At 66.5% G+C, this 23172-nt stretch carries 21 protein-coding genes; 15 read left to right on the top strand and 6 right to left on the bottom strand.

What is annotated here, in order from left to right; all coding sequences use genetic code 11:
• Positions 1–23: 23 nt before the first annotated feature.
• Genes cyoB through ACOYR3_RS08370 form a run of 6 tightly spaced genes read left to right on the top strand, consistent with a single transcriptional unit; the run spans position 24 to position 5808 of the window.
• The gene (gene cyoB, locus ACOYR3_RS08395) at positions 24–2027 is read left to right on the top strand and encodes a cytochrome o ubiquinol oxidase subunit I (protein ID WP_422845992.1); all 2004 of its coding nucleotides are present in this window, start codon (positions 24–26) and stop codon (positions 2025–2027) included.
• The gene (gene cyoC, locus ACOYR3_RS08390) at positions 2020–2655 is read left to right on the top strand and encodes a cytochrome o ubiquinol oxidase subunit III (RefSeq protein ID WP_422845991.1); all 636 of its coding nucleotides are present in this window, start codon (positions 2020–2022) and stop codon (positions 2653–2655) included. Before cyoB ends, cyoC begins: the two co-directional genes overlap by 8 nt.
• Entirely contained in the window at positions 2656–3096 is a 441-nt protein-coding gene (cyoD, locus tag ACOYR3_RS08385) for a cytochrome o ubiquinol oxidase subunit IV (RefSeq protein ID WP_422845990.1), read from the top strand.
• Positions 3093–3908: an SURF1 family protein gene (locus ACOYR3_RS08380; RefSeq protein ID WP_422845989.1), complete on the top strand. Its 816-nt coding sequence runs from the start codon at positions 3093–3095 to the stop codon at positions 3906–3908. The genes cyoD and ACOYR3_RS08380 overlap by 4 nt, the downstream gene beginning before the upstream one ends.
• Positions 3905–5236, top strand: a complete 1332-nt coding sequence (locus tag ACOYR3_RS08375; RefSeq protein ID WP_422845988.1) for an ATP-binding protein — start codon at positions 3905–3907, stop codon at positions 5234–5236. Before ACOYR3_RS08380 ends, ACOYR3_RS08375 begins: the two co-directional genes overlap by 4 nt.
• 20 nt (positions 5237–5256) lie before the next feature.
• Positions 5257–5808 carry a response regulator transcription factor gene (locus tag ACOYR3_RS08370; RefSeq protein WP_422845987.1) on the top strand — a complete coding sequence of 184 codons (552 nt, stop codon included), beginning with the start codon at positions 5257–5259 and terminating at the stop codon, positions 5806–5808.
• Positions 5809–5850: 42 nt separating this feature from the next.
• On the opposite strand, the gene sbmA is transcribed toward ACOYR3_RS08370, so the two are convergent.
• The 6 genes from sbmA to ACOYR3_RS08340 form a co-directional block, all read right to left on the bottom strand.
• Entirely contained in the window at positions 5851–6840 is a 990-nt protein-coding gene (gene sbmA, locus ACOYR3_RS08365; RefSeq protein ID WP_422845986.1) for a peptide antibiotic transporter SbmA, read from the bottom strand.
• A gap of 129 nt (positions 6841–6969) precedes the next feature.
• Positions 6970–9492, bottom strand: a complete 2523-nt coding sequence (locus ACOYR3_RS08360; protein ID WP_422845985.1) for an ankyrin repeat domain-containing protein — start codon at positions 9490–9492, stop codon at positions 6970–6972.
• Positions 9493–9633: 141 nt separating this feature from the next.
• Entirely contained in the window at positions 9634–12228 is a 2595-nt protein-coding gene (gene acnB, locus ACOYR3_RS08355; RefSeq protein ID WP_422845984.1) for a bifunctional aconitate hydratase 2/2-methylisocitrate dehydratase, read from the bottom strand.
• Between the two features lie 142 nt (positions 12229–12370).
• Complete coding sequence (locus ACOYR3_RS08350) at positions 12371–12997, bottom strand: hypothetical protein (protein ID WP_422845983.1); 627 nt, start codon at positions 12995–12997, stop codon at positions 12371–12373.
• Positions 12998–13029: 32 nt separating this feature from the next.
• A complete protein-coding gene (locus ACOYR3_RS08345; protein ID WP_422845982.1) occupies positions 13030–14109 on the bottom strand; it encodes an HpcH/HpaI aldolase/citrate lyase family protein in 1080 nt (359 codons plus the stop codon).
• A 13-nt stretch (positions 14110–14122) separates the two neighbouring features.
• Positions 14123–15109 (bottom strand): malate dehydrogenase, encoded by a 987-nt coding sequence (locus tag ACOYR3_RS08340; RefSeq protein WP_422845981.1) that lies wholly within the window; start codon positions 15107–15109, stop codon positions 14123–14125.
• Between the two features lie 210 nt (positions 15110–15319).
• Between ACOYR3_RS08340 and ACOYR3_RS08335 the strand changes: the two genes are divergently transcribed.
• From ACOYR3_RS08335 to ACOYR3_RS08295, 9 genes are all read left to right on the top strand, one after another.
• A complete protein-coding gene (locus tag ACOYR3_RS08335; RefSeq protein ID WP_422845980.1) occupies positions 15320–16108 on the top strand; it encodes a GntR family transcriptional regulator in 789 nt (262 codons plus the stop codon).
• A 134-nt stretch (positions 16109–16242) separates the two neighbouring features.
• A complete protein-coding gene (sdhC, locus tag ACOYR3_RS08330) occupies positions 16243–16677 on the top strand; it encodes a succinate dehydrogenase, cytochrome b556 subunit (protein ID WP_422845979.1) in 435 nt (144 codons plus the stop codon).
• 66 nt (positions 16678–16743) lie between these two features.
• Complete coding sequence (sdhD, locus tag ACOYR3_RS08325) at positions 16744–17109, top strand: succinate dehydrogenase, hydrophobic membrane anchor protein (protein ID WP_422845978.1); 366 nt, start codon at positions 16744–16746, stop codon at positions 17107–17109.
• A gap of 29 nt (positions 17110–17138) precedes the next feature.
• Positions 17139–18947 (top strand): succinate dehydrogenase flavoprotein subunit, encoded by a 1809-nt coding sequence (gene sdhA / locus ACOYR3_RS08320; protein ID WP_422845977.1) that lies wholly within the window; start codon positions 17139–17141, stop codon positions 18945–18947.
• Between the two features lie 25 nt (positions 18948–18972).
• Positions 18973–19677, top strand: a complete 705-nt coding sequence (locus ACOYR3_RS08315; RefSeq protein ID WP_422845976.1) for a succinate dehydrogenase iron-sulfur subunit — start codon at positions 18973–18975, stop codon at positions 19675–19677.
• Positions 19678–19708: 31 nt separating this feature from the next.
• Positions 19709–20044, top strand: a complete 336-nt coding sequence (locus tag ACOYR3_RS08310) for a succinate dehydrogenase assembly factor 2 (protein ID WP_422845975.1) — start codon at positions 19709–19711, stop codon at positions 20042–20044.
• A gap of 64 nt (positions 20045–20108) precedes the next feature.
• On the top strand, positions 20109–21419 hold the full coding sequence (locus tag ACOYR3_RS08305; protein ID WP_291487504.1) for a citrate synthase: 1311 nt from the start codon (positions 20109–20111) through the stop codon (positions 21417–21419).
• A gap of 238 nt (positions 21420–21657) precedes the next feature.
• Positions 21658–21924, top strand: coding sequence for a metal-sensing transcriptional repressor (locus tag ACOYR3_RS08300; protein WP_422845974.1), 267 nt, complete (start codon positions 21658–21660; stop codon positions 21922–21924).
• Between the two features lie 41 nt (positions 21925–21965).
• Positions 21966–23081: an S-(hydroxymethyl)glutathione dehydrogenase/class III alcohol dehydrogenase gene (locus ACOYR3_RS08295; protein ID WP_422845973.1), complete on the top strand. Its 1116-nt coding sequence runs from the start codon at positions 21966–21968 to the stop codon at positions 23079–23081.
• Positions 23082–23172 lie beyond the last annotated feature (91 nt).

The raw sequence follows: 23172 nt of genomic DNA, 5'->3' as shown, positions 1-23172 counted from the left end.
CGGCAGACTGAAAAAGACTTCCTATGTCCTCCGCACCTGAAACCGCATCCCATTGGGCCTTGGGCCGCATTACCTGGGACTCCATACCGATGGCGCACGAGCCCATCGTGTTGTGGACTTTTGTCGCCACCTTGCTGGGCGGCCTGGCCGTGATGGCCGCGATCACCAAGTTCCGCCTGTGGGGCCCGCTGTGGCGCGACTGGATCTGCAGCATCGACCACAAGAAGATCGGGATCATGTACATGATCCTGGGCCTGGTGATGCTGCTGCGCGGCTTTGCCGACGCCGTGATGATGCGCCTGCAGCAGGCCATGGCCTTTGGCGACCACCTGGGCTACCTGCCGCCGCACCACTACGACCAGATCTTCACCGCGCACGGCGTGATCATGATCTTCTTCGTGGCCATGCCGCTGGTCACCGGGCTCATGAACTACCTCGTGCCGCTGCAGATCGGCGCACGCGACGTGTCGTTTCCGTTCCTGAACAACTTCAGCTTCTGGATGACCACGGCGGGCGCCATCCTGGTGATGGTGTCGCTGTTCCTGGGCGAGTTCTCCACCTCCGGCTGGCTGGCGCTGTCCAATCTGGGCGCGCAGGACCCGGGCGTGGGGCTGGACTACTACATCTGGGCCCTGCAGATCGCGGGGGTGGGCACGACGCTGTCCGGCATCAACCTGATCGTCACCATCATCAAGATGCGCGCCCCCGGCATGAACCTGATGCGCATGCCCGTCTTCACCTGGACGGCCCTGTGCACCAACGCGCTGATCGTGGCGTCGTTTCCCGTGCTCACGGCCGCGCTCGTGCTGATGTCGCTGGACCGCTATGCCGGCACCAACTTCTTCACGAACGACCTGGGCGGCAACGCCATGCTGTACGTGAACCTGATCTGGATCTGGGGCCACCCCGAGGTGTACATCCTGATCCTGCCCTGCTTCGGCATCTTCTCGGAAGTGGTGGCCACGTTCTGCAAGAAGCGCCTGTTCGGCTACACGTCCATGGTCTACGCCACGGTGGTGATCACCATCCTGTCGTACCTGGTGTGGCTGCACCACTTCTTCACCATGGGCTCGGGCGCCAGCGTGAACACCTTCTTCGGCATCACCACGATGATCATCTCGATCCCCACGGGCGCGAAGATCTTCAACTGGCTGTTCACCATGTACAAGGGCCGCATCCGCTTCGAGCTGCCCATGATGTGGACCGTGGCCTTCATGGTGACGTTCGCCATCGGCGGCATGACCGGCGTGCTGCTGGCCGTGCCTCCGGCCGACTTCGTGCTGCACAACAGCCTGTTCCTGATCGCCCACTTCCACAACGTGATCATCGGCGGCGTGCTGTTCGGCCTGTTCGCCGGCATCAACTACTGGTTCCCCAAGGCCTTCGGCTACAAGCTGGACCGCACCTGGGGCCTGCGCTCGTTCTGGCTGTGGGTCGTCGGGTTCTGGGTGGCGTTCGCACCGCTGTACGTGCTGGGCCTCATGGGCGTGACGCGCCGGGTGAGCCACTTTGAAGACCCTTCGCTGCAGATCTGGTTCATCATCGCCGCCATCGGCGCCGCGCTGATTGCAGCCGGCATCGCCTGCTTCCTGATCCAGCTGGTGGTGAGCTACCTGAAGCGCGACCAGCTGCGCGACGTGACTGGCGACCCCTGGGATGCCCGCACGCTGGAATGGTCCACCTCGTCGCCCCCGCCGGACTACAACTTTGCGTTCACGCCCGTGGTGCATGAGATCGACGCCTGGTGGGACATGAAGAAGCACGGCTACCAGCGCCCGCTGGGCGGCTTTGCCCCCATCCACATGCCGGCCAACACCGGTTCCGGCGCGGTGATCTCGGCCCTGTCGCTGGTCCTCGGCTTTGCCCTGATATGGCACATGTGGCTGCTTGCCGGCGGGTCCTTCGCCGCGCTGCTGCTGGCCGCCATCGTTCATACGTTCAACTACAAGCGTGACTTCTACATCCCCGCGTCCGAAGTGGCCGCCTCCGAAGAAGCCCGCACTCTCCAACTGGCCCGCCATGTCTGAACACAGCCTTCACGCCAGCGCCGCCGCAGGCGCCCTGCCCGGCCGCGCTTACCACCTCGCGCACGAGCCCCATCCCGAAAACGGCACCGCCCTGGGGTTCTGGCTCTACCTGATGAGCGACTGCCTCATCTTCGCCGCCCTGTTCGCCACCTATGGCGTGCTGGGCCGCAGCTATGCGGCAGGCCCCACCGGCGCGCAGCTGTTCGACCTGCCCCTGGTGGCCCTCAACACGGCCTTCCTGCTGCTGTCGTCCATCACCTTCGGCTTCGCCATGCTGCGCAAGCAGCTGGGCGACGTGCGCGGCACGCTGCTGTGGCTCGCCGTCACGGGCGCGTTCGGCCTGTGCTTCCTGGGCCTGGAACTGTACGAATTCAGCCACCTGATCCACGAAGGCGCGGGCCCGCAGCGCAGCGCCTTCCTGTCGGCGTTCTTCACGCTGGTGGGCACGCACGGGCTGCACGTCACCTTCGGCCTGGTCTGGCTCGTGGTGCTCATGATCCAGATCGGCCGCCACGGCCTCATCCATGAGAACCAGCGGCGCCTGATGTGCCTGTCGATGTTCTGGCACTTTCTGGACGTGGTCTGGATCGGCGTCTTCACCTTTGTGTACCTGATGGGAGTGCTGTAAATGAGCGCACACGACACACACGCACACCACGCCGGACACGGCGGCCATGACGGCCATGGCGACCACCACGGCGCTGCCGTGGGGCCGCACAGCAGCCTGCGCGACTACGCCATCGGTTTCGTGCTCTCGGTCATCCTCACCGCCATCCCCTTCTGGCTGGTCATGGCCAAGGTGATTGCCGACCGCAACACCGCCGTGCTGGTGCTGGGCGCCTTCGCGGTAGTGCAGATCCTGGTGCACATGGTCTACTTCCTGCACATGAACGGCAAGGTTGAAAGCGGCTGGACGCTGCTGTCCACCGTCTTCACCGTGGTGTTCGTGGCCATCGGCATCAGCGGCACGCTGTGGGTGATGTTCCACATGAACGCCAACATGATGCCCGAGCATCCCGCCGCCGCGCAGCCGGCGGCGCACGAGGCCGCCGGGCACGCCGCACCTTGACGACCGGCGCGCGCGCCCACGCCCCTGGCGCGCCGCCCGCCCGGCGACTGCGCCAGGCGGCGCTTGCCATCACGGGCGCCGCGTTGTTCCTGGTCTTTGTGGCGCTGGGCACCTGGCAGGTCGAGCGGCGCACCTGGAAGCTGGCGCTCATCGAGCGTGTCGAGCAACGCGTGCACGGCGCCCCGGTTCCCCTGCCCCCGTCCGGCGAATGGCCGCAGGTCAACGCCGCACAGCATGAGTACCTGCCCGTGATCCTTCACGGCCGGTGGCTGCCGGGCAAGACGGTGCTCACGCAAGCCGTCACGGAGCTGGGCGCAGGGTTCTGGGTCCTTTCGGCCCTGGAGCAGGATGACGGCACCCAGGTGCTGGTCAACCGCGGCTTTGTGCCCGCGGCGCAACGGGCGCAATGGCTGGACGCCGCGCCGCTGCCGCCTTCGGCCTCCGGCACCACGGTGCACGGCCTGCTGCGCATGACGGAGCCGGGTGGCGGCTTCCTGCGCGCCAACGATCCCGCCGCGCAGCGCTGGTATTCGCGCGATGTGGCGGCCATCGGCCGCGCGCTGGGGCTGCCCCGGGCCGCCCCCTTCTTCGTGGATGCGGGCCTGCCCAGCCCGGGGCGTGAAGCGGCCGCAGCGGAGGCCGGCGCCTCCTGGCCGCGGGCCGGCATGACGGTGGTGCAATTCCACAACAGCCATCTGGTCTATGCGCTCACCTGGTACGGGCTGGCCTTCATGGTTGCCGTGGGCGGCTGGTATGTGGCACGCTACGAGCGCCGCCTGGGCGGCAAGCCTCCGCACAGCCCGCTTTCATGAACCCTCCTTCCCGCGCAGATTCCCCACCCGCCCAGCAGCAACGAAGCCCGCGCGCCGCGGATGCGGCGGCCGGGCTCAAGAACCTCCAGCAGCTGATCCAGCTGCGCTGGATTGCCGTGGTGGGCCAGGTGTTCACCATCGAGGCGGCGCACTACAGCCTGCAGCTCACCTTGCCGCTGCGCGAGATGCTGATGGTGGTGGGCTGCCTGGCGCTGTACAACGTGGTGAGCATGCTGCGCTTGCGCACCGGCGTGGCGGTGCGCAATGTCGAGCTGTTCCTGGCCCTGCTGATCGACGTGGCCGTGCTCACCGTGCAGCTGTACCTGAGCGGCGGCACCACCAACCCGTTCGTTTTCCTCTACCTGCTGCAGATCACGCTCGGGGCCGTGCTGCTGCGGGGGGGCTACATCTGGTCCATCGTCGTCATCACGCTGCTGTGCTTTGGCGTGCTGGCCACGCACCATCTGCCCCTGGAGTTGCCGCAAGACCTGCACCAGGGCCTGTCCAGCCTGTATGTGATCGGCTTGCTGGTGTGCTTTGCGCTGAATGCCACGCTGGTGGTGGTGTTCATCACGCGCATCAGCCTGAACCTGCGCGAACGCGATGCGCGGCTGGCCGCCGCGCGCCGGCGCCGCGTGGAAGAAGAGCACATCGTGCGCATGGGCCTGCTGGCCTCGGGCGCGGCGCACGAGCTGGGCACGCCCCTGTCCACCCTGGCGGTGATCCTGGGCGACTGGCAGCACGACCCGCGGCTGGCTGCCTCTGCGCCGCTGCAGGAAGACATCGCGGAGATGCAGGTCCAGGTGCAGCGCTGCAAGGGCATCGTCAGCGGCATCCTGATGTCCGCCGGGGAAGCCCGTGGAGAGGAGTCGGAGCAGACCACCGTGCGCACCTTTCTCGACGCCCTGGCCCAGGAATGGCGCGGCACCCGTTCCCTGGCGGAATTCGCTTACGACAACCAGTTTGGCACCGACCTGCCCATGGTGTCGGACACCACGCTCAAGCAAATGGTTTTCAACGTGTTGGACAATGCGCGCGATGCCTCGCCAGGGTGGGTCCGCCTGGCCGTCACGCGCGATGCCGACATGCTGGACATCACCGTGACGGACGCCGGACCCGGCTTTGCGCCTGAAATGCTCGCCCAGCTGGGCACGCCCTACCAGTCCACCAAGAAGCAGCCCGGCCGCGGGCTGGGCCTGTACCTCGTGCTCAACGTGGCGCGCACCCTGGGAGGCAGCGTGGCAGCCCGCAACCGTCCCGAGGGCGGTGCGCAGGTTTCCATCCGGCTGCCCCTGGCGGCCATTGCCCTGCCGGGCGCCAAAGGCTGAGAAGAGTCCGTTCGCACACCATGGATACCGACATCGACGAAGACGAACGCCTGCTGCTCATCGTGGAGGACGATGAGGCGTTTGCGCGCACGCTCACCCGTTCGTTCGAGCGGCGCGGCTACCGCGTGGTGCGCGCGGCCAGTCTTCCGGAGGTCGATGGCGTGCTTGCCGCGCACACGCCGGGCTATGCGGTCGTGGACTTGAAGCTCAAGGGCGAAGCCTCGGGCCTGGCCTGCGTGCAGCGGCTGCACGCCGCGGACGACGACATGCTCATCGTGGTGCTCACGGGGTTTGCCAGCATTGCCACAGCCGTGGAAGCCGTGAAGCTGGGGGCCTGCCACTACCTGGCCAAGCCGTCCAACACCGACGACATCGAGGCGGCCTTCGGCCTTCGCGCCGGCAACACCGAGGTGGAGCTGACCAACCGCTCCAGCTCCATCAAGACCCTGGAGTGGGAGCGCATCAACGAGGTGCTGGCCGAGACGGGCTTCAACTTGTCCGAGGCCGCGCGCCGCCTGGGCATGCACCGGCGCACGCTCATGCGCAAGCTCGACAAGAAGCAAGTGCGATAGCCCCGCGGCGGGGGCCACTCCCGGCCGCGCCGGCGGCGCGCGTCAGGCGCGCGCCGGCACCTCGTGGGCCATCTGGCGCTCGAAGGCGCGCAGCCGCTTGTAGATGGAGATCTGCTCCACCACGGTGCTCCAGTTGAGCACCAGGAACTGGAACGACTCAAGCACCTTGTCAAAGGCCCGTGCGATCTGCTGCATCACCCCCAGCGTGATCGCGCCGGCGATCAGCGTGGGGCCGAGGGCCACCAGCGGCACCAGCACGCTCACCTGCAGGTACGACCACTTCACCACGTCGAAGTACAGGTAGTGGAAGAACAGCCGGAAGTAATTGCGCCGCACGCTGGCAAACAGTTCGGCTGCCGTGGGCGGCGTGGCGCGGGACGGGTCGTCCTCCCCCAGCACCAGTTCCTTGCGGTAGGCGGCCTCCACGCGCTGGTTGTGGAACTCCAGCCCCGGCAGCTTCACGCCCACGCCAGCGAGCAGCAGCGTGCCGCCCAGGGACCAGGCCAGCGCCACCCAGACCAGGGCATGCGGCACGGCCCCGAGCAACGGCAGCCCGGTCACCTTCTCCGAGAGCGTCCACAGCACGGGAAGAAAGGCCGCCAGCGTCATCAGGCTGCGCATGAAGCTCAGCCCCAGGTCCTCCATGGTGCGCGCGAACCGCATGGTGTCTTCCTGCACGCGCTGGGCCGCGCCTTCGATATGGCGCAGCCGCGGCCAGGCGGCCATGTAGTGCTCGTTCATGGCCTGCCGCCAGCGAAAAATGTAGTGTTTGCTGAAAAAGTCCACCAGCACCGCGGTGGTCACATACACCATGGCGATGCGCGCAAAGGTGGACAGCTGGCCCCAGAACTGCGCCGCCGTGATCGCGCCGGGCTTGCCCAGCGCTTCCTGGATGAGGTCGTAAAAGCTACCGAACCAGTCGTTGATCTGCACGTCCAGCTGCACGCGGTAGCCGGTGGCCAGGAGGATGACCGCAGAGCCCGCAAGGGACCAGGCCCACCAGCGGCGGGCAAAGAAGAAAGACTTGAACATCGGGCACCGGGTTGTTGTTGTGCTTTTGGCAGGTTCTGATCCGGGGCTGCCGCGATGGTTCCGGCACGGGGCCGACGCAGCCGCGGCAACCGCGCCACCCCAGCGGCCGCGCGATGGCGCCAGCCCGCCTCAGAGCCGCTCCATGAGCCACCGCTCCGCGTCCGCCTGGTGGCCCCACCGCGCCCAGTCCACGGCATTCTTGCCCCGGCGGTCACGCCGCCCAAGGTCCACGCCCCGCGCCTGCATCCATTGCAGGGCCTGCAGCTGCCCCTTGGCGGCCGCCAGCATGGCCGGGGTTTCGCCCAGGCTTGCGGGAGCCGGCTCTTCCAGGGACTGCCCCTGGTCTGCCAACCACTGCAGGCAGGCAACACAACCGCTCTGGGCGGCCATGTGCACGGGGCCCCAGTCCCAGCGGTTGCGGGCTTGCAGGCTGGCTCCGGCCTGCGCCAGCCGCTGCGCCACCGCAAGGTGGCCGCCATAGAAAGCACGCAGCAGGGCCGTGTCGCCCCGCTCGCTGTCCTTGCGGGTCTGGCGCATATCGGGCTGGGCGCCGGCGCGCAGCAGCAGTTCCACGTGCGCCAGCTGGCCGCGGTGGGCCACCAGCATCAGCACGGAAGATCCGCTGTCGGCCAGCAGGTTGGGATTGGCGCCATCGCGCAGCGCGGCCTCCAGCGCCGCGGCGTCGCCGGCGTCCTGCGCATCCATGAGGCGCCTGTCCACGGCCGACCAGCGGCTGCTTTCCGGCGTGCCGCCGGGCGCGGTGGCGCCCGCGCTGGCGCGGATATCCCGTTGCGGAGCCCACCACAAGGCGGCCAGCAGCGCCGCCACCACCAGCCAGCCCCAGCCGGGGCGGGAATGGTCCCTGCCCGCGCGCAGCTCCCCGGCGGCAAACCGGCCGCGCCGGTCGCGCCAGGCCTGCGCAACCGCATGCCCCACGGCAACGGCGGCGTCCGCCCCCGCCAGCCCTGGCGTGAGCCGCACCCGTGCGCCGTGCGCGCCACGTGCGTACACGGCGTGGTAGGGGTGCTCGTGCGCACCGCTGCCGGTGGAGTACAGCAGCTTGTGCACGAGTGCCTGGCTTGCGTCGCCCGGCACGGACCGCACCGAGGTCCACAGCCAGGACGTGCGCTGCACCACAATGCCGCTGTCCTGCACCCGCAGGGCCCAGTGCCGCGTGGCCGCGTGCAATGCAAAGGCGGGCAGCACGGTGGCCACCAGCAGGCCGCCCAGCGACCGCGGCGGGAGCAGGCCGTGCGCGCCCAGCCGGTCGTTGACGACCCATTCCAGCACCAGCAGGCACAGGGCGATCCCCGCCGCCCACTGCCATGCACGCTGGGAAAAGGCCAGTTGCCACCCCTGTGCATCCTCGGACACCGTCACGCCGGCGGGCCAGGGCGCCTCCGGCGCATCCAGCCCGGAGTCTTGGGAGAGGGCAATCCTTTCTTCACGCGTCCACGCAGCCCGGCGGTCAAACCGGTCTTCCGCAGCCCCCAGGGCAGCGGACGGCGCAGCCTGCACCGGCACCTCATAGAAAAGCTCCACGGAGCCATCCTCCCGGAGCAACTCCACCCGCCAGTCCACACGCTCTCCCGACCGCTTCGCGCCGTGGGAGGGAGCGTCCGCCGGGACCGAAAAGCGCGCAACCAGCCGGGCTCCGCCATCAGGTGTGGGCTGCTGCGTGGTGCGCGCGTCCACCGCTTCCACCCGGCGTTCCGGAGAGCCTGAACTGGACTCATCCACCCGGTACTGCGCCAGGCGCAGGCGCAACGGCTGCGCTGCAGCGCCAGCCTTTTCCGGAAGCAGCACCGTGGCCTCCACGGGGCTTCCTCCCAGCGGCCGCTGCGGCAGCACGGTGAAAGCCGAGCCGCGGTAGCGCCACACTTTGCGCGTCTGGCCTACCGCAAAGCCCAGCAGCACGACACCAATCGCCACGAACACGGAGATGAAAGCCTTGGCCCAACCCGACGCTCCACGGTCGGCCCAGAGCATCGCGGCCATGGGGAACGCTATGCCGCACCAGAACAGCGTGAAGATCCATATCCCGGCCGCACTGCCCTGCAGGGAGCTGCGCACCGTGGCGCCGGCAGCCTGGGCCGGCACCGATGCCGGCTCCTCCGCACCATTCGGGCGTTGGCGTTGCAGGAGCAGCCGCCCAAACAGCACTGCGGCGCCCACCCCGACGCCGGTGAAGACGAAGGCAAAGGGCAGACGGAACGCCAGCAAGGACCAGCGGATGGCCGGGTCGAGCAACGCATCGGCCGGATCGGCGGGATTCACCCACACCGTCACGGACTGCCCCTGTTCGCGTGCCTGCTGCAGCCGGCGGTGCCATTGCTGGTGCCAGTCGCCAATGTTGTCGGCGCCCCCAACCCGTTCCAGGCCGACCCGGCGGCCCTCCAGGGCCCGGCCGCCAAATTCGTAGCGGTAGTGCGCTCGCACATCATAGGTCGAGCCGCCCTTGCTGCCGCTGTGCCGAAGCAACTCGGTGTCCAGCACCTGCCCCGGCACGGGCTGCCAGCTGCGCACTTGCCATGCCGCCAGCAGCGTGTGCCCCAGCGGCTGCAGCCCCGCAAAGTAGCCGCCCAAGCCAAACGCGATGGCGAACACCGCACTGAACAGCAGCGCACCCGCACGACCCGCCCAGAAAGCCATCGGTCCCTCCTCTCTGTTGTTTTTGTTCTTAAAGCCCAGCATACGGGCCTTCGGGTGACAAATGTATGACAGTTGCCCGCGCGGCGGACAAAAAAAAGCGGCCCCGAAGGGCCGCTTTGGCGATGGTGCGTCGCGTTGCGCTTAGCAGGACACGGCGGCCTTGGCGGCTTCCGCATACTCTTCGATCTGGTCGAAGTTCATGTAGCGGTACACGCTGGCCTTGTCGGCATCGATGACGCCCATTTCCTTGAGGTATTCCTCCTTCGTGGGCAGGCGGCCGAGGCGCGATGCAATGGCCGACAGCTCGGCCGAGCCCAGGAACACGTTGGTGTTCTTGCCCAGGCGGTTGGGGAAGTTGCGGGTGGACGTGGAGATCACCGTTGCGCCCTCGCGCACCTGCGCCTGGTTGCCCATGCACAGCGAGCAGCCCGGCATTTCAGTGCGGGCACCGGCCGTGCCGAACGCTGCGTAGTGGCCTTCCTTGATCAGCTCGTTCTGGTCCATCTTGGTCGGCGGCGCGACCCACAGCTTGACGGGGATGTCGCGCTGGCCGCCCAGCAGCTTGGCTGCGGCGCGGAAGTGGCCAATGTTCGTCATGCACGAGCCGATGAAGGCTTCGTCGATCTTGGTGCCGGCCACTTCGGACAGGAACTTGGCGTCGTCCGGGTCGTTCGGGCAGCAGACGATGGGTTCCTTGATGTCGGCCAGGTCGATGTCGATCACGGCAGCGTACTCGGCATCCTTGTCGGCTTCGAGCAGGTCCGGCTTGGCCAGCCAGGCCTCGACCTTCTCGATGCGGCGCTGCAGGGTCTTCGCGTCCTGGTAGCCGTCGGCGATCATGTTCTTCATCAGGACGATGTTCGACTTCAGGTACTCCTTGATCGGCTCGGGGTTGAGCTTGATCGTGCAGCCGGCAGCGGAGCGCTCGGCCGAGGCGTCGGACAGTTCGAACGCCTGTTCCACCTTCAGGTCGGGCAGGCCTTCGATCTCGAGGATCTTGCCGGAGAAGATGTTCTTCTTGCCGGCCTTGGCCACCGTCAGCAGGCCCGCCTTGATGGCGTACAGCGGAATGGCGTGCACCAGGTCGCGCAGGGTCACGCCGGGCTGCAGTTCGCCCTTGAAGCGCACCAGCACGGATTCAGGCATGTCCAGGGGCATCACGCCCGTGGCGGCGCCAAACGCCACCAGGCCGGAACCTGCCGGGAACGAGATACCGATGGGGAAACGCGTGTGCGAGTCACCGCCCGTACCCACGGTGTCGGGCAGCAGCAGGCGGTTGAGCCAGCTGTGGATCACGCCGTCGCCGGGACGCAGGGCCACGCCGCCGCGGTTGCTGATGAAGGCGGGCAGTTCGCGGTGCGTCTTCACGTCCACCGGCTTCGGATAAGCGGCGGTGTGGCAGAACGATTGCATCACCAGGTCGGCCGAGAAGCCCAGGCATGCCAGGTCCTTCAACTCGTCGCGGGTCATGGGGCCGGTGGTGTCTTGCGAGCCCACGGTGGTCATCTTGGGTTCGCAGTACGTACCCGGGCGGATGCCTTGGCCTTCGGGCATGCCGCAGGCACGGCCGACCATCTTCTGCGCCAGCGTGAAGCCCTTGCCGGAGTCCTTGGGAGCCACGGGCAGGCGGAACACGGTGGAGGCGGGCAGGCCCAGGAACTCGCGCGCCTTGGCGGTGAGCGAACGGCCGATGATCAGGTTGATACGGCCGCCCGCGCGCACTTCGTCCAGCAGCACGTCGCTCTTGAGCGCGAACGAAGCCACTTCGGCGCCGTTCTTGACCAGCTTGCCGTCGTAGGGCAGCACATCGATGACGTCGCCCATTTCGAGCTTGGACACGTCGACTTCGATGGGCAGCGAACCCGAGTCTTCTTGCGTGTTGAAGAAGATGGGGGCGATCTTGCCGCCCAGCGTGACGCCGCCGAAGCGCTTGTTCGGCACGAAGGGGATGTCCTGGCCCGTGGCCCAGATCACCGAGTTGGTCGCGGACTTGCGGCTGGAGCCGGTGCCCACCACGTCGCCCACGTAGGCGACCAGGTTGCCCTTCTTCTTGAGGTCCTCGATGAATTGCATCGGGCCGCGCTTGCCGTCTTCCTCGGGCTTGAAGGCCGCGTCAGGGCGCGTGTTCTTCAGCATCGCCAGGTAGTGCAGCGGGATGTCGGGGCGGCTCCAGGCGTCGGGCGCGGGCGACAGGTCGTCGGTGTTGGTTTCGCCCGGCACCTTGAAGACGGTGACCGTGATCTTCTTGGCCACTTCAGGGCGCGAGGTGAACCACTCGGCATCGGCCCAGCTCTTCATCACTTCCTGGGCCTTGGCATTGCCGGCCTTGGCCTTGGTGGCCACGTCGTTGAAGAAGTCGAACATCAGCAGCGTCTTCTTCAGCGCTTCGGCGGCCACGCCCGCCACTTCGGCGTCGTCCAGCAGCTCGATCAGGGGGTGCACGTTGTAGCCGCCCACCATGGTGCCCAGCAGCTCGGTGGCCTTGGCCTTGCTGATCAGGCCGACCTGGATGTCGCCGTGGGCGACGGCGGCCAGGAAGCTGGCCTTGACCTTGGCGGCATCGTCCACGCCCGGGGGCACGCGGTGCGTGAGCAGGTCCAGCAGGAAGGCGTCCTCGCCCGCAGGCGGGTTCTTGATCAGCTCGATCAGCTCGGCGACCTGCTTGGCATCCAGCGGCAGCGGGGGAATGCCCAGGGCGGCACGCTCGGCCACATGGTCACGGTAGGCTTTCAACATTTTTTTCTCCGGTTGCGTTCTAAAGTGGGGCGGCGTGCAGTGCCGTGCCGCTTGCCGCGGCCCGGCAGCGCACTGCGCGTGTTAGAGGGTGTCGGGTCGTGGGACCTCGGCGAAGCGGGCCACGGCAAGCCCGGCTTCAGCCTTACTTGGAAATGGGCTCCAGCACGCTCACGGGCGGGTTCTTCTTGATGGCCTCGGCCACCACCAACTGCTGCGGGCTCATGCATTCGTCCGCCAGGCGCTGGCCCAGCTTCTGGTTCATCAGCATGGACTTGTTGGCGATCTGCAGCCAGACCGCGCCACCCTTCTGGTCTTCCAGCCGCACCGTGCCGGTCGTCGTGGCCACGGGCGCCATGAAGTACTTGAAACCCTTGCCCTCCACGTGGAAGTGGCCCGGTGTGGCGGGGTCGGCCGTGACAGTGACGAACGCGCCCAGCTCGCAAGGGATGCGGCCGACATGCACGCGCTCGGCAATGGCCAGTTCCTCGGGCGAGAGCGCCGCTTCGGCGGCGATGATCCCGGAGGCCACCTGGTTGGTGGCACTCTTGAGCTGCGTGCGGCTGCTGGTGCCTTCGGGCTTGGCCTTGGCCACGGTGGTCTTCTTGGACGAAGCCGCCTTGTCGGAGGACTTGGCCGTCTTGGCTTCGGACTTGGCAGCATGCTTCGCGGCCGGCTTGGCGGCGGCCTTGGTCTCGGGCTTGGCAGGTGTTTGCGCCAGAACAAGGGCCGGTGCCAGCAGCATGAGGGCGGAGGCGATGAGAGATTTCATGGGAGGTCCTGCGGGAAAAAGGTCAGGATAGTTCACTGCGGAACGGGAGCCGACGCGCCAAACCAATGGCGCACAGCCTGGGGAAGTACACGCCCCGTGCGGTGGGCGCGTTCGAGCACCTGCCAGTAGAACCGGTAACTCGCACGGTCATGCAGCACGCCGTCAAAACTGATGGGAGCCCAATCAGCATCAGCGGCGGCAGCTATTATTTTTGATGCATCTTCAATATCGTCCTGGGGCGGCGCAAACGCCTGCAGGATGGGGCGGATCTGCGCGGGATGGATGCTCCACATGCGCGTGTATCCCAGCTCCCGGGAGGCCCGGCTGGCCGCGCCTTGCAGGGCCGCGGTATCGGCGAACTCCGTCACCACGCAGTGCGAGGGCACCTTGCCGTGGGCATGGCAGGCCGCTGCAATCTCCAGCTTGGCGCGCACCACCAGGGGGTGCGTGAACTGCCCGTCCGACGCCATGCCGGACGCCGGAATGGCGCCGCCGTGGGCCGACACAAAATCCATGAGCCCGAAGCTCAGGCTCTGCACGCGCGGATGCGCGGCGATCTCGAAAGCGCGGTGCACCGCGGCGGGCGACTCGATCAGCACATGCAGGGGCAGCTGCCCTGCGCCGGCCTGCTGCAGCGCCCGCTCGGCGGTCAGCACATCGTCGACCGACTCCACCTTGGGCACCATGAGGTGGCACAGCCGGTGGCCGGCGGTGCCGGCGATGGTGGCCACGTCACTGGCGAAAGCGGGATGGTCCACCGCGTGGACCCGGGCCGCCACGCGGGCTCCGGCGGCAGCGCCCAGCGCCAGGCTGGCGACCAGCCGGGCGTGGTCGGCCTCGCGCCCGACCGGCGCGCCGTCTTCACAGTCCAGCGTGACGTCAAAGACGCAAGTGCCGAATTCCTGCGCCATTTCGGCCTGCAGCTGCAGGCTCTTGCGCATGCGGGCTTCCACGCCGCTGTAATGGTCGCAAACCGGCAGAAAGCCGGTTTGCGCCTGGGCGCCGAGCAGCACATCGCGGGGATGGCGCGGCGCAGGGAAGGATGCAGCGCCCAGCTTCCCTGCGGAAGCTTCGGCGACCCGGAGGTCCGATGCCTGTGGCGTCGGCTGCATGGTGGGCCCTGGCTTATAGCAGGTGCTTGACGCCGTCTTGCTCGCCTTGCAGCTCGGCCAGCGTCTTGTTGATGCACTCCTGGCTGAATGCATCGATTTCCAGGCCTTCGACGATCTTGTATTCGCCGTTTTCGGTGGTCACGGGGAAGCCGAACACGATGCCTGCGGGGATGCCGTATTCACCGTTGGAGGGCACACCCATGGTGACCCATTCGCCCTTGGAGCCCAGGGCCCAGTCGCGCATGTGGTCGATGGCGGCGTTGGCGGCGGAGGCTGCCGACGACAGGCCGCGGGCCGCGATGATGGCCGCGCCGCGCTTGCCCACGGTGGGCAGGAACACGTCCTTGTTCCAGGTCTGGTCGTTGATGGTGCCCTTCACGGACTTGCCGTCCACAGTGGCAAAGCGGTAGTCGGCGTACATCGTGGGCGAGTGGTTGCCCCACACGGTGAGCTTGCGGATGTCGCCCACCTTGAAGCCGGCCTTGGCGGCCAGCTGCGATGCAGCGCGGTTGTGGTCCAGGCGCAGCATGGCGGTGAAGTTCTTGGCCGGCAGATCGGGGGCCGACTTCATGGCGATGTAGGCGTTGGTGTTGGCAGGGTTGCCCACCACCAGCACCTTCACATTGCGCGAGGCGACGGCGTTCAGGGCCTTGCCCTGGGCCGTGAAGATCTGGGCGTTGGCGGCCAGCAGGTCGGCGCGTTCCATGCCGGGGCCACGGGGACGGGCGCCGACCAGCAGGGCGTAGTCGGTGTCCTTGAAGGCTTGCATGGGGTCGCTGTGGGCCTCGATGCCAGCCAGCAGGGGGAAGGCGCAGTCTTCGAGTTCCATGATCACGCCCTTGAGCGCGTTCTGGGCCTTCTCGTCGGGGATTTCCAGCAGCTGCAGGATGACCGGCTGGTCCTTGCCCAGCATCTCGCCCGAGGCGATACGGAACAGCAGGGCGTAACCGATTTGACCAGCGGCACCGGTGACGGCGACGCGAACAGGCTTCTTGCTCATGGTGAAAAACTCCAGGAAGTGAGGAAAACAGGTGTGTGCAACGCAAGCACCAGCGCCTGTTACCAGAAGCCCGTGCCCCGCAAAAACAGCCTTGGAGTGTACCGCCGATTGCAAGCCCCGGTCAATTTGTCTTATGTCTTATATAAGATATGATTGCGCACCCGAGCAAGCCCCCTCCGCCGTGCGCAGCCCTCCCATTTCCTGATTGCCATGCCCTCGCTCTCGCCCACCCCCGACCATCCCGCACTGTCTGCGGCCAGCGCGGGCCCCGGCACGCCGGCATTCAGCCCGCTGTACCAGCAGATCAAGGGGCTGATCCTGCAGAGCCTGCAGCAGGGCGAGTGGAAGCCGGGCGAGTCGATTCCCAGCGAAATGGAGCTGGCCGCACGGTTTCGGGTGAGCCAGGGCACCGTGCGCAAGGCGATCGACGAGCTCGCGGCCGAAAACCTGGTGGTGCGCCGCCAGGGCAAGGGGACCTTCGTGGCCACCCACGCCGAACAGCACGTGCAGTACCGCTTCCTCAAGCTGATGCCCGACACGGGCGACGCCCGCGTGGAAGGCCCGGCGCAGCGGCGCGTGCTGGACTGCCGGCGCGTGCGCGCCAGCGCCGACGTGGCGCGCGCGCTGGCGCTGCGCAGCGGCGACCCGGTGATGCAGGCGCGGCGGGTGCTTTCGTTTGCCGGCATTCCCACCATCCTGGAGGACATCTGGCTGCCGGGCCAGGCCTTCAAGGGGCTGACGGCGGAGCAGATGGCCAACTACCAAGGCCCTACCTACGCCATGTTCGAACTGGATTTCGGCGTGCGCATGGTGCGCGCCGAAGAGAAAATACGTGCCGTGCTGCCCGACGCGGAACAGGCCGCACTGCTGCAGGTGCCTGCGGCCACCCCCTTGCTGAGCGTGGAGCGCATCGCCTACACCTACAACGACGTTCCCATGGAGTTACGGCGCGGCCTGTACCTCACCGACACCCACCATTACCGTAACGAACTGAGCTGACACCATGCTGGCAACCCAGCGCAAACGTGGAGCTTTCGCTTTGCAGCAAAGTGCCGCGTGTTGCATTGCAATAGAATTTTGCGTTCTTTGTCTTCGCGAAATTACAAAGCAGTTACATCCACGAAAGCACACACATGACCGAACTCGCCAAAAAGCGGCCTGAATTCCGCAACATTCATGCCTTCAAGGACCTGCCCACCTACCGTCTTCCTGCTGCGGGGTGGGTGTCGATCCTGCACCGCGTCAGCGGGCTGATCATGTTCCTGCTGCTGCCGTTCATCATCTGGATGTTCGACACGTCGGTGTCGTCCGAGATCTCGTTTGGCCGCTTCAAGGCGGCCTTCAACGCCGGCCTGGGCTTCGTGCCCGGCTGGTTCCTCAAGCTCGTGGCGCTGGCACTCATCTGGGCCTATCTGCACCACGCCATCGCCGGCCTGCGCCATCTGTGGATGGATGTGAGCCACAGCGCGGTGACCAAGGAATTCGGCAAGACCTCCGCCCTGTTCGTGCTGGTGGTGAGCATCACCCTGGCACTGGTGCTGGGCGCCAAGCTGTTCGGCCTGTACTGAACCCCATCCACAACACCCCAGCGCGCGCGCCGCGGCGCCGCGCTGCCGAATGAGAGGAAAACATCCATGTCCGTCAATTACGGTTCCAAGCGCGTCGTCGTCGGCGCCCACTACGGCCTGCGCGACTGGCTCAGCCAGCGCGTCACGGCAGGCCTGATGGCCCTGTTCACCCTGGTGGTGCTGGCACAGGTCATCTTCACCAAAGGCCCGGTCGGCTACGACCTGTGGTCCGGTATTTTTTCCGCCCAGTGGATGAAGGTGCTGACCTTCTCCGTCATCGTGGCCCTGGCGTGGCACGTGTGGGTGGGCATGCGCGACATCTTCATGGACTACATCAAGCCCGTGGGCGTGCGCCTGCTGCTGCAGGTATTCACCATCGTCTGGCTGGTCGGCTGTGCCGGCTGGGGTATCCAGGTTCTGTGGCGTCTCTGATTGATCCCCGCGACTGAAGGCATAAAACAATGAGCTACACCAACGCTAACATCACCAAGCGCAAGTTCGACGTTGTCATCGTCGGCGCAGGCGGCTCCGGCATGCGGGCCGCCCTGGAACTCTCCCGCGCTGGCCTGAACGTGGCCTCGCTGTCCAAGGTGTTCCCCACCCGCTCGCACACCGTCGCCGCACAGGGCGGCGTGAGCGCCTCGCTGGGCAACATGTCCGAGGACAACTGGCACTACCACTTCTACGACACCATCAAGGGCTCCGACTGGCTGGGCGACCAGGACGCCATCGAGTTCATGTGCCGCGAAGCACCGAAGGTCGTGTACGAGCTGGAACACTTCGGCATGCCGTTCGACCGCAACCCCGACGGCACCATCTACCAGCGCCCCTTCGGCGGCCACACCGCCAACTACGGTGAAAAGCCCGTGCAGCGCGCCTGCGCCGCGGCCGACCGCACCGGCCACGCCATGCTGCACACGCTGTACCAGCAGAACGTGAAGGCCAAGACCAACTTCTTCGTGGAGTGGATGGCCCTGGACCTGATCCGCGACGCCGACGGCGACGTGGTCGGCGTCACCGCGCTGGAAATGGAAACCGGCGACCTGTACATCCTGGAAGCCAAGACCGTGCTGCTGGCCACCGGCGGTGCCGGCCGCATCTTCGCCGCATCGACCAACGCCTTCATCAACACCGGTGACGGCCTGGGCATGGCCGCACGTGCCGGCATCGCGCTGCAGGACATGGAGTTCTGGCAGTTCCACCCCACCGGCGTGGCCGGCGCGGGCGTGCTGCTGACCGAAGGCTGCCGCGGCGAAGGCGCCATCCTGCTCAACAGCAATGGCGAACGCTTCATGGAGCGCTATGCGCCCACGCTGAAGGATCTGGCACCCCGCGACTTCGTGTCGCGCTCGATGGACCAGGAAATCAAGGAAGGCCGTGGCTGCGGCCCCAACAAGGACTACGTGCTGCTCAAGCTCGACCACCTGGGCGCGGAAACCATCCACAAGCGCCTGCCCTCGGTGTACGAGATCGGCGTCAACTTCGCCAACGTGGACATCACCAAGGAACCGATTCCCGTGGTGCCCACCATCCACTACCAGATGGGTGGCGTGCCCACCAACATCAACGGCCAAGTGGTGCGCCAGGCCAATGGCATCCACAACGAAGTGGTCAATGGCCTGTACGCCGTGGGCGAATGCGCCTGCGTGTCGGTGCACGGCGCCAACCGCCTGGGCACCAACTCGCTGCTGGACCTGCTGGTGTTCGGCAAGGCCGCCGGCCGCCACATCGTCGAGTTCAACAACAAGAACAAGGAGCACAAGCCCCTGCCCAAGGACGCGGCCGACCGCACGCTGGAGCGCCTGAACCAGCTCGACAAGTCCACCGACGGCCTGTACGCGCAGCACGTGGCGGGCAACATCCGCGCAGCCATGCAGCAACACGCTGGCGTATTCCGCACCCAGGCCGGCATGGACGAAGGCGTGAAGAAGATCGCCGACATCCGCGCCAGCGTGGCGGGCGTGACGCTCAAGGACAAGTCCAAGGTGTTCAACACGGCCCGCATCGAGGCGCTGGAAGTGGACAACCTGATCGAAGTGGCCCAGGCCACGATGGTGTCCGCCGCCGCCCGCAAGGAATGCCGCGGCGCCCACACAGTGTACGACTACGAGCACCCCGCCGACCACCCGGAATTCCCGCTGGGCCGCAACGACAAGGAGTGGATGAAGCACACCCTGTGGTACAGCGAAGGCAACCGCCTGGATTACAAGCCGGTCAACCTCAAGCCCCTGACGGTGGACAGCGTGCCTCCCAAGGTCCGCACGTTCTAACCAGTAGCCCCACGAGAGACGAAACATGCAAAAGCGCACATTCCAAATCTACCGCTACGACCCGGACAAGGACGCCAAGCCCTACATGCAGACCGTGGAGATCCAGCTCGACGGCCACGAGCGCATGCTGCTGGACGCCCTGGTCAAGCTCAAGGAACAAGACCCCTCGCTGTCCTTCCGCCGCTCCTGCCGCGAAGGGGTTTGTGGCTCCGATGCCATGAACATCAATGGCAAGAACGGCCTGGCCTGCCTGACCAACATGAACACCCTGCCGGGCACCATCGTGCTCAAGCCGCTGCCCGGCCTGCCGGTGATCCGCGACCTGATCGTGGACATGACGCAGTTCTTCAAGCAGTACAACTCCATCAAGCCGTACCTCATCAACGAGAGCCTGGCCCCCGAGCGCGAGCGCCTGCAGTCGCCCGAAGAGCGCGAGGAACTCAACGGCCTGTACGAGTGCATCCTGTGCGCCAGCTGCTCCACTAGCTGCCCCAGTTTCTGGTGGAACCCCGACAAGTTCGTAGGCCCCGCCGGCCTGCTGCAGGCCTACCGCTTCATCGCCGACAGCCGCGATGACGCAACGGGTGCGCGCCTGGACAACCTGGAAGACCCGTACCGCCTGTTCCGCTGCCACACCATCATGAACTGCGTGGACGTGTGCCCCAAGGGCCTGAACCCCACGATGGCGATTGGCAAGATCAAGGAACTGATGGTGCGCCGCGCCATCTGACCCAGATCAGGCCCGCAACGGCAGGACGGCCATGCAAGCCCCTCTTTCCACTCCCTCTCCCGCTACGCCGCTGGCGGCGGCCTTGCCGCTGCTGGACGAGCGGGAGCTGAGCAAGCTGCGCTGGCGCTGCCGGCGCGGCCTGCTGGAGAACGATCTGTTCATCGAACGGTTCTTCGCCCGCTTCGAGTCCACGCTGACCCAGCGCCATGCGCAAGGGCTGCGCAGCCTGATGGACCTGGCGGACAACGACCTTCTGGACCTGTTGCTGCGGCGGCGCGAGCCCACCGGCGACCAAGGCTCGGAAGAGGCCCACGAAGTGCTCGACATGCTCAGAGATTGCGCCGGCGCGCCTCCCCTGCCCGCCTGACGCCCCCCAGCGACCCGCGCCCCAGACCGGATTCACATCGGCAACCTACCCAAGGAAAGTAACAATGAAGCTAGCTGACAACAAAGCCACCCTGTCGTTCAGTAACGGCAGCCCCAGCGTGGACCTGCCGGTCTATCAGGGCAGCATCGGTCCGGACGTCATCGACATCCGCAAGCTGTATGCGCAGACGGGCATGTTCACCTACGATCCGGGCTTCCTGTCGACGGCAGCCACCCAGTCCGCCATCACCTACATCGACGGCGACAAGGGCGAGCTGCTGTACCGCGGCTACCCCATCGAGCAACTGGCCACGCAGTGCGACTACCTGGACACCTGCTACCTGCTGCTCAACGGAGAGCTGCCCAACGACGGCCAGCGCACCGACTTCCACAAGCTCGTGACCAACCACACCATGGTCAACGAGCAGATGCAGTTCTTCCTGCGCGGCTTCCGCCGTGACGCGCACCCCATGGCCGTGCTGACCGGCCTGGTCGGCGCGCTGTCGGCCTTCTACCACGACAGCACGGACATCAACAATCCGCAGCACCGCGAGATCGCCGCCATCCGCCTGATCGCCAAGATGCCCACGCTGGTCGCCATGGCCTACAAGTACGGCATGGGCCAGCCCTACATGTACCCGCAGAACCACCTGAGCTACGCCGGCAACTTCCTGCGCATGATGTTCGGCACGCCCTGCGAAGAGTACAAGGTCAACCCCGTGCTGGAACGCGCGCTGGACCGCATCTTCATCCTGCACGCCGACCACGAGCAGAACGCATCCACCTCCACCGTGCGCCTGTGCGGCTCGTCGGGCACCAACCCGTTTGCTGCCATCGCAGCCGGCGTGGCCTGCCTGTGGGGCCCTGCCCACGGCGGCGCCAACGAAGCGGCCCTGAACATGCTGCACGACATCCAGGCCCAAGGCGGCGTGGAGAAGATCGGCGAGTTCATCAAGCAGGTCAAGGACAAGAACTCCGGCGTCAAGCTGATGGGCTTTGGCCACCGCGTGTACAAGAACTACGACCCCCGCGCCAAGCTCATGCAAGAGACTTGCAATGAAGTGCTGGCCGAGCTGGGCCTGGAAAACGACCCGCTGTTCAAGCTGGCCAAGGAACTGGAGAAGATCGCCCTGGAAGACGAATACTTCGTCTCCCGCAAGCTCTACCCCAACGTGGACTTCTACTCCGGCATCGTGCAGCGCGCCATCGGCATCCCGGTGAACCTGTTCACCGGCATCTTCGCGCTGGCCCGCACCGTGGGCTGGATCGCCCAGCTGAACGAAATGATCGGCGACCCCGAGTACAAGATCGGCCGCCCCCGCCAGCTGTTCAGCGGCTCCGAACGCCGCGACGTGCCCCCGCTGGCCAAGCGCTGATTGCGCAGGCCGGTGGACGGCGTTCGCGCCGCTCGCCACCCGCCCACCCTCCCGAAAGCCCGCAGGCCCCGCCTGCGGGCTTTTTTCATGCAGCCCGGCGGACGGCAAAAAGGCCCTACCAGCCTGTACTCCCCCCTAGTAAGCATGGTTTATGCGCCGCCAGCGCATAGGTAAAGCGCACGACTTCGCTATACTGGCACCCAGTACCAGCCGCCCGCACGGGCTTCGCCCTCTTCCCATGCCCCACACTGCCGAAGACAAGCAACGCGCCATCACGCGCCTGCGCCGCATCAAGGGCCAGGCCGAGGCGCTGGAGCGCGCCGTCGAGGCGGGCAGCGACTGCGCCCCCATCCTGCAACAGCTGGCCGCCCTGCGCGGCGCGGTGCACGGGCTGATGGCCGACCTGCTGGACAGCCACGTGCGCGAGACACTGGCCGCCCAGCCAGCGCCCTCGCAGGCCGCCATCGACGAAACCCTGGCGCTGCTGCGCTCGTATCTCAAATAGACGCTCCTGCCGACCCACCGATTGACTGAAAGGACCACCCCATGAAATCCCGCGCCGCCGTCGCCTTCAAAGCCGGAGAGCCCCTGCAGATCGTCGAAATCGACGTCGCCCCGCCGAAGAAAGGCGAAGTGCTCATCAAGATCACCGACACCGGCGTGTGCCACACCGACGCCTTCACGCTCAGCGGTGACGACCCCGAAGGCCTGTTCCCCGTGGTGCTGGGCCATGAAGGCGCGGGCATCGTGGTGGAGGTGGGCGAAGGCGTGACCAGCGTGAAGCCCGGCGACCACGTGATCCCGCTGTACACCGCCGAATGCGGCGAGTGCCTGTTCTGCAAGAGCGGCAAGACCAACCTGTGCGTGGCCGTGCGCGCCACGCAGGGCAAGGGCGTGATGCCCGACGGCACCACCCGCTTCAGCTACAACGGCCAGCCCATCTACCACTACATGGGCTGCAGCACCTTCAGCGAATACACCGTGGTGGCCGAGGTGTCGCTGGCCAAGATCCACCCCGACGCCAACCCCGAGCAGGTGTGCCTGCTGGGCTGCGGCGTGACCACGGGCCTGGGCGCCGTGAAGAACACCGCCAAGGTGCAAGAAGGCGACACCGTGGCCGTGTTCGGCCTGGGCGGCATCGGCCTGGCGGTGATCCAGGGCGCCCAGCTGGCCAAGGCCGGGCGCATCATCGCCATCGACACCAACCCCGCCAAGTTCGACCTGGCCCGGGTGTTCGGCGCGACCGACTGCGTGAACCCCAAGGACCACGACAAGCCCATCCAGCAGGTGATCGTCGAGATGACCGGCTGGGGCGTGGACCACAGCTTCGAGTGCATCGGCAACGTCAACGTGATGCGGGCCGCGCTGGAATGCGCCCACCGCGGCTGGGGCCAGAGCGTGATCATCGGCGTGGCCGGCGCGGGGCAGGAGATCAGCACCCGCCCCTTCCAGCTCGTCACCGGCCGCAAGTGGCTGGGCACGGCGTTCGGCGGCGTCAAGGGCCGCAGCGAGCTACCCGGCATGGTGGAAGACGCCATGGCCGGCAAGATCCAGCTGGCGCCCTTCGTGACGCACACCATGGGCCTCACGGACATCAACCACGCCTTTGACCTGATGCACGAGGGCAAGTCCATTCGCTCCGTGGTCAAGTACGCAGCCTGACCTCGCCGAGGCGCATGCAGCATCAAAAAGCATAGCTGCCAGCGCTTGATTCTTCTTGCTTTCAAATAGAAAACGTTTTGAAAACGATGTG

This window comes from Acidovorax sp. M2(2025) (genome assembly GCF_049330835.1).
In the GTDB taxonomy this organism is placed as follows: Bacteria; Pseudomonadota; Gammaproteobacteria; order Burkholderiales; family Burkholderiaceae_C; genus Acidovorax.
Note: the sequence above shows the minus strand (reverse complement) of the source record. Positions and strands in the feature narration are given on the sequence as shown.

What these genes read in the sequence shown, in the direction of transcription:
- cyoB (WP_422845992.1), top strand. Translation starts at nt 24, where the DNA reads ATGTCCTCCGCACCTGAAACCGCATCCCATTGGGCCTTGGGCCGCATT.
- cyoC (WP_422845991.1), top strand. Translation starts at nt 2,020, where the DNA reads ATGTCTGAACACAGCCTTCACGCCAGCGCCGCCGCAGGCGCCCTGCCC.
- cyoD (WP_422845990.1), top strand. Translation starts at nt 2,656, where the DNA reads ATGAGCGCACACGACACACACGCACACCACGCCGGACACGGCGGCCAT.
- ACOYR3_RS08375 (WP_422845988.1), top strand. Translation starts at nt 3,905, where the DNA reads ATGAACCCTCCTTCCCGCGCAGATTCCCCACCCGCCCAGCAGCAACGA.
- ACOYR3_RS08370 (WP_422845987.1), top strand. Translation starts at nt 5,257, where the DNA reads ATGGATACCGACATCGACGAAGACGAACGCCTGCTGCTCATCGTGGAG.
- sbmA (WP_422845986.1), bottom strand. Translation starts at nt 6,840, where the DNA reads ATGTTCAAGTCTTTCTTCTTTGCCCGCCGCTGGTGGGCCTGGTCCCTT.
- ACOYR3_RS08360 (WP_422845985.1), bottom strand. Translation starts at nt 9,492, where the DNA reads ATGGCTTTCTGGGCGGGTCGTGCGGGTGCGCTGCTGTTCAGTGCGGTG.
- acnB (WP_422845984.1), bottom strand. Translation starts at nt 12,228, where the DNA reads ATGTTGAAAGCCTACCGTGACCATGTGGCCGAGCGTGCCGCCCTGGGC.
- ACOYR3_RS08350 (WP_422845983.1), bottom strand. Translation starts at nt 12,997, where the DNA reads ATGAAATCTCTCATCGCCTCCGCCCTCATGCTGCTGGCACCGGCCCTT.
- ACOYR3_RS08345 (WP_422845982.1), bottom strand. Translation starts at nt 14,109, where the DNA reads ATGCAGCCGACGCCACAGGCATCGGACCTCCGGGTCGCCGAAGCTTCC.
- ACOYR3_RS08340 (WP_422845981.1), bottom strand. Translation starts at nt 15,109, where the DNA reads ATGAGCAAGAAGCCTGTTCGCGTCGCCGTCACCGGTGCCGCTGGTCAA.
- ACOYR3_RS08335 (WP_422845980.1), top strand. Translation starts at nt 15,320, where the DNA reads ATGCCCTCGCTCTCGCCCACCCCCGACCATCCCGCACTGTCTGCGGCC.
- sdhC (WP_422845979.1), top strand. Translation starts at nt 16,243, where the DNA reads ATGACCGAACTCGCCAAAAAGCGGCCTGAATTCCGCAACATTCATGCC.
- sdhD (WP_422845978.1), top strand. Translation starts at nt 16,744, where the DNA reads ATGTCCGTCAATTACGGTTCCAAGCGCGTCGTCGTCGGCGCCCACTAC.
- sdhA (WP_422845977.1), top strand. Translation starts at nt 17,139, where the DNA reads ATGAGCTACACCAACGCTAACATCACCAAGCGCAAGTTCGACGTTGTC.
- ACOYR3_RS08315 (WP_422845976.1), top strand. Translation starts at nt 18,973, where the DNA reads ATGCAAAAGCGCACATTCCAAATCTACCGCTACGACCCGGACAAGGAC.
- ACOYR3_RS08310 (WP_422845975.1), top strand. Translation starts at nt 19,709, where the DNA reads ATGCAAGCCCCTCTTTCCACTCCCTCTCCCGCTACGCCGCTGGCGGCG.
- ACOYR3_RS08305 (WP_291487504.1), top strand. Translation starts at nt 20,109, where the DNA reads ATGAAGCTAGCTGACAACAAAGCCACCCTGTCGTTCAGTAACGGCAGC.
- ACOYR3_RS08300 (WP_422845974.1), top strand. Translation starts at nt 21,658, where the DNA reads ATGCCCCACACTGCCGAAGACAAGCAACGCGCCATCACGCGCCTGCGC.
- ACOYR3_RS08295 (WP_422845973.1), top strand. Translation starts at nt 21,966, where the DNA reads ATGAAATCCCGCGCCGCCGTCGCCTTCAAAGCCGGAGAGCCCCTGCAG.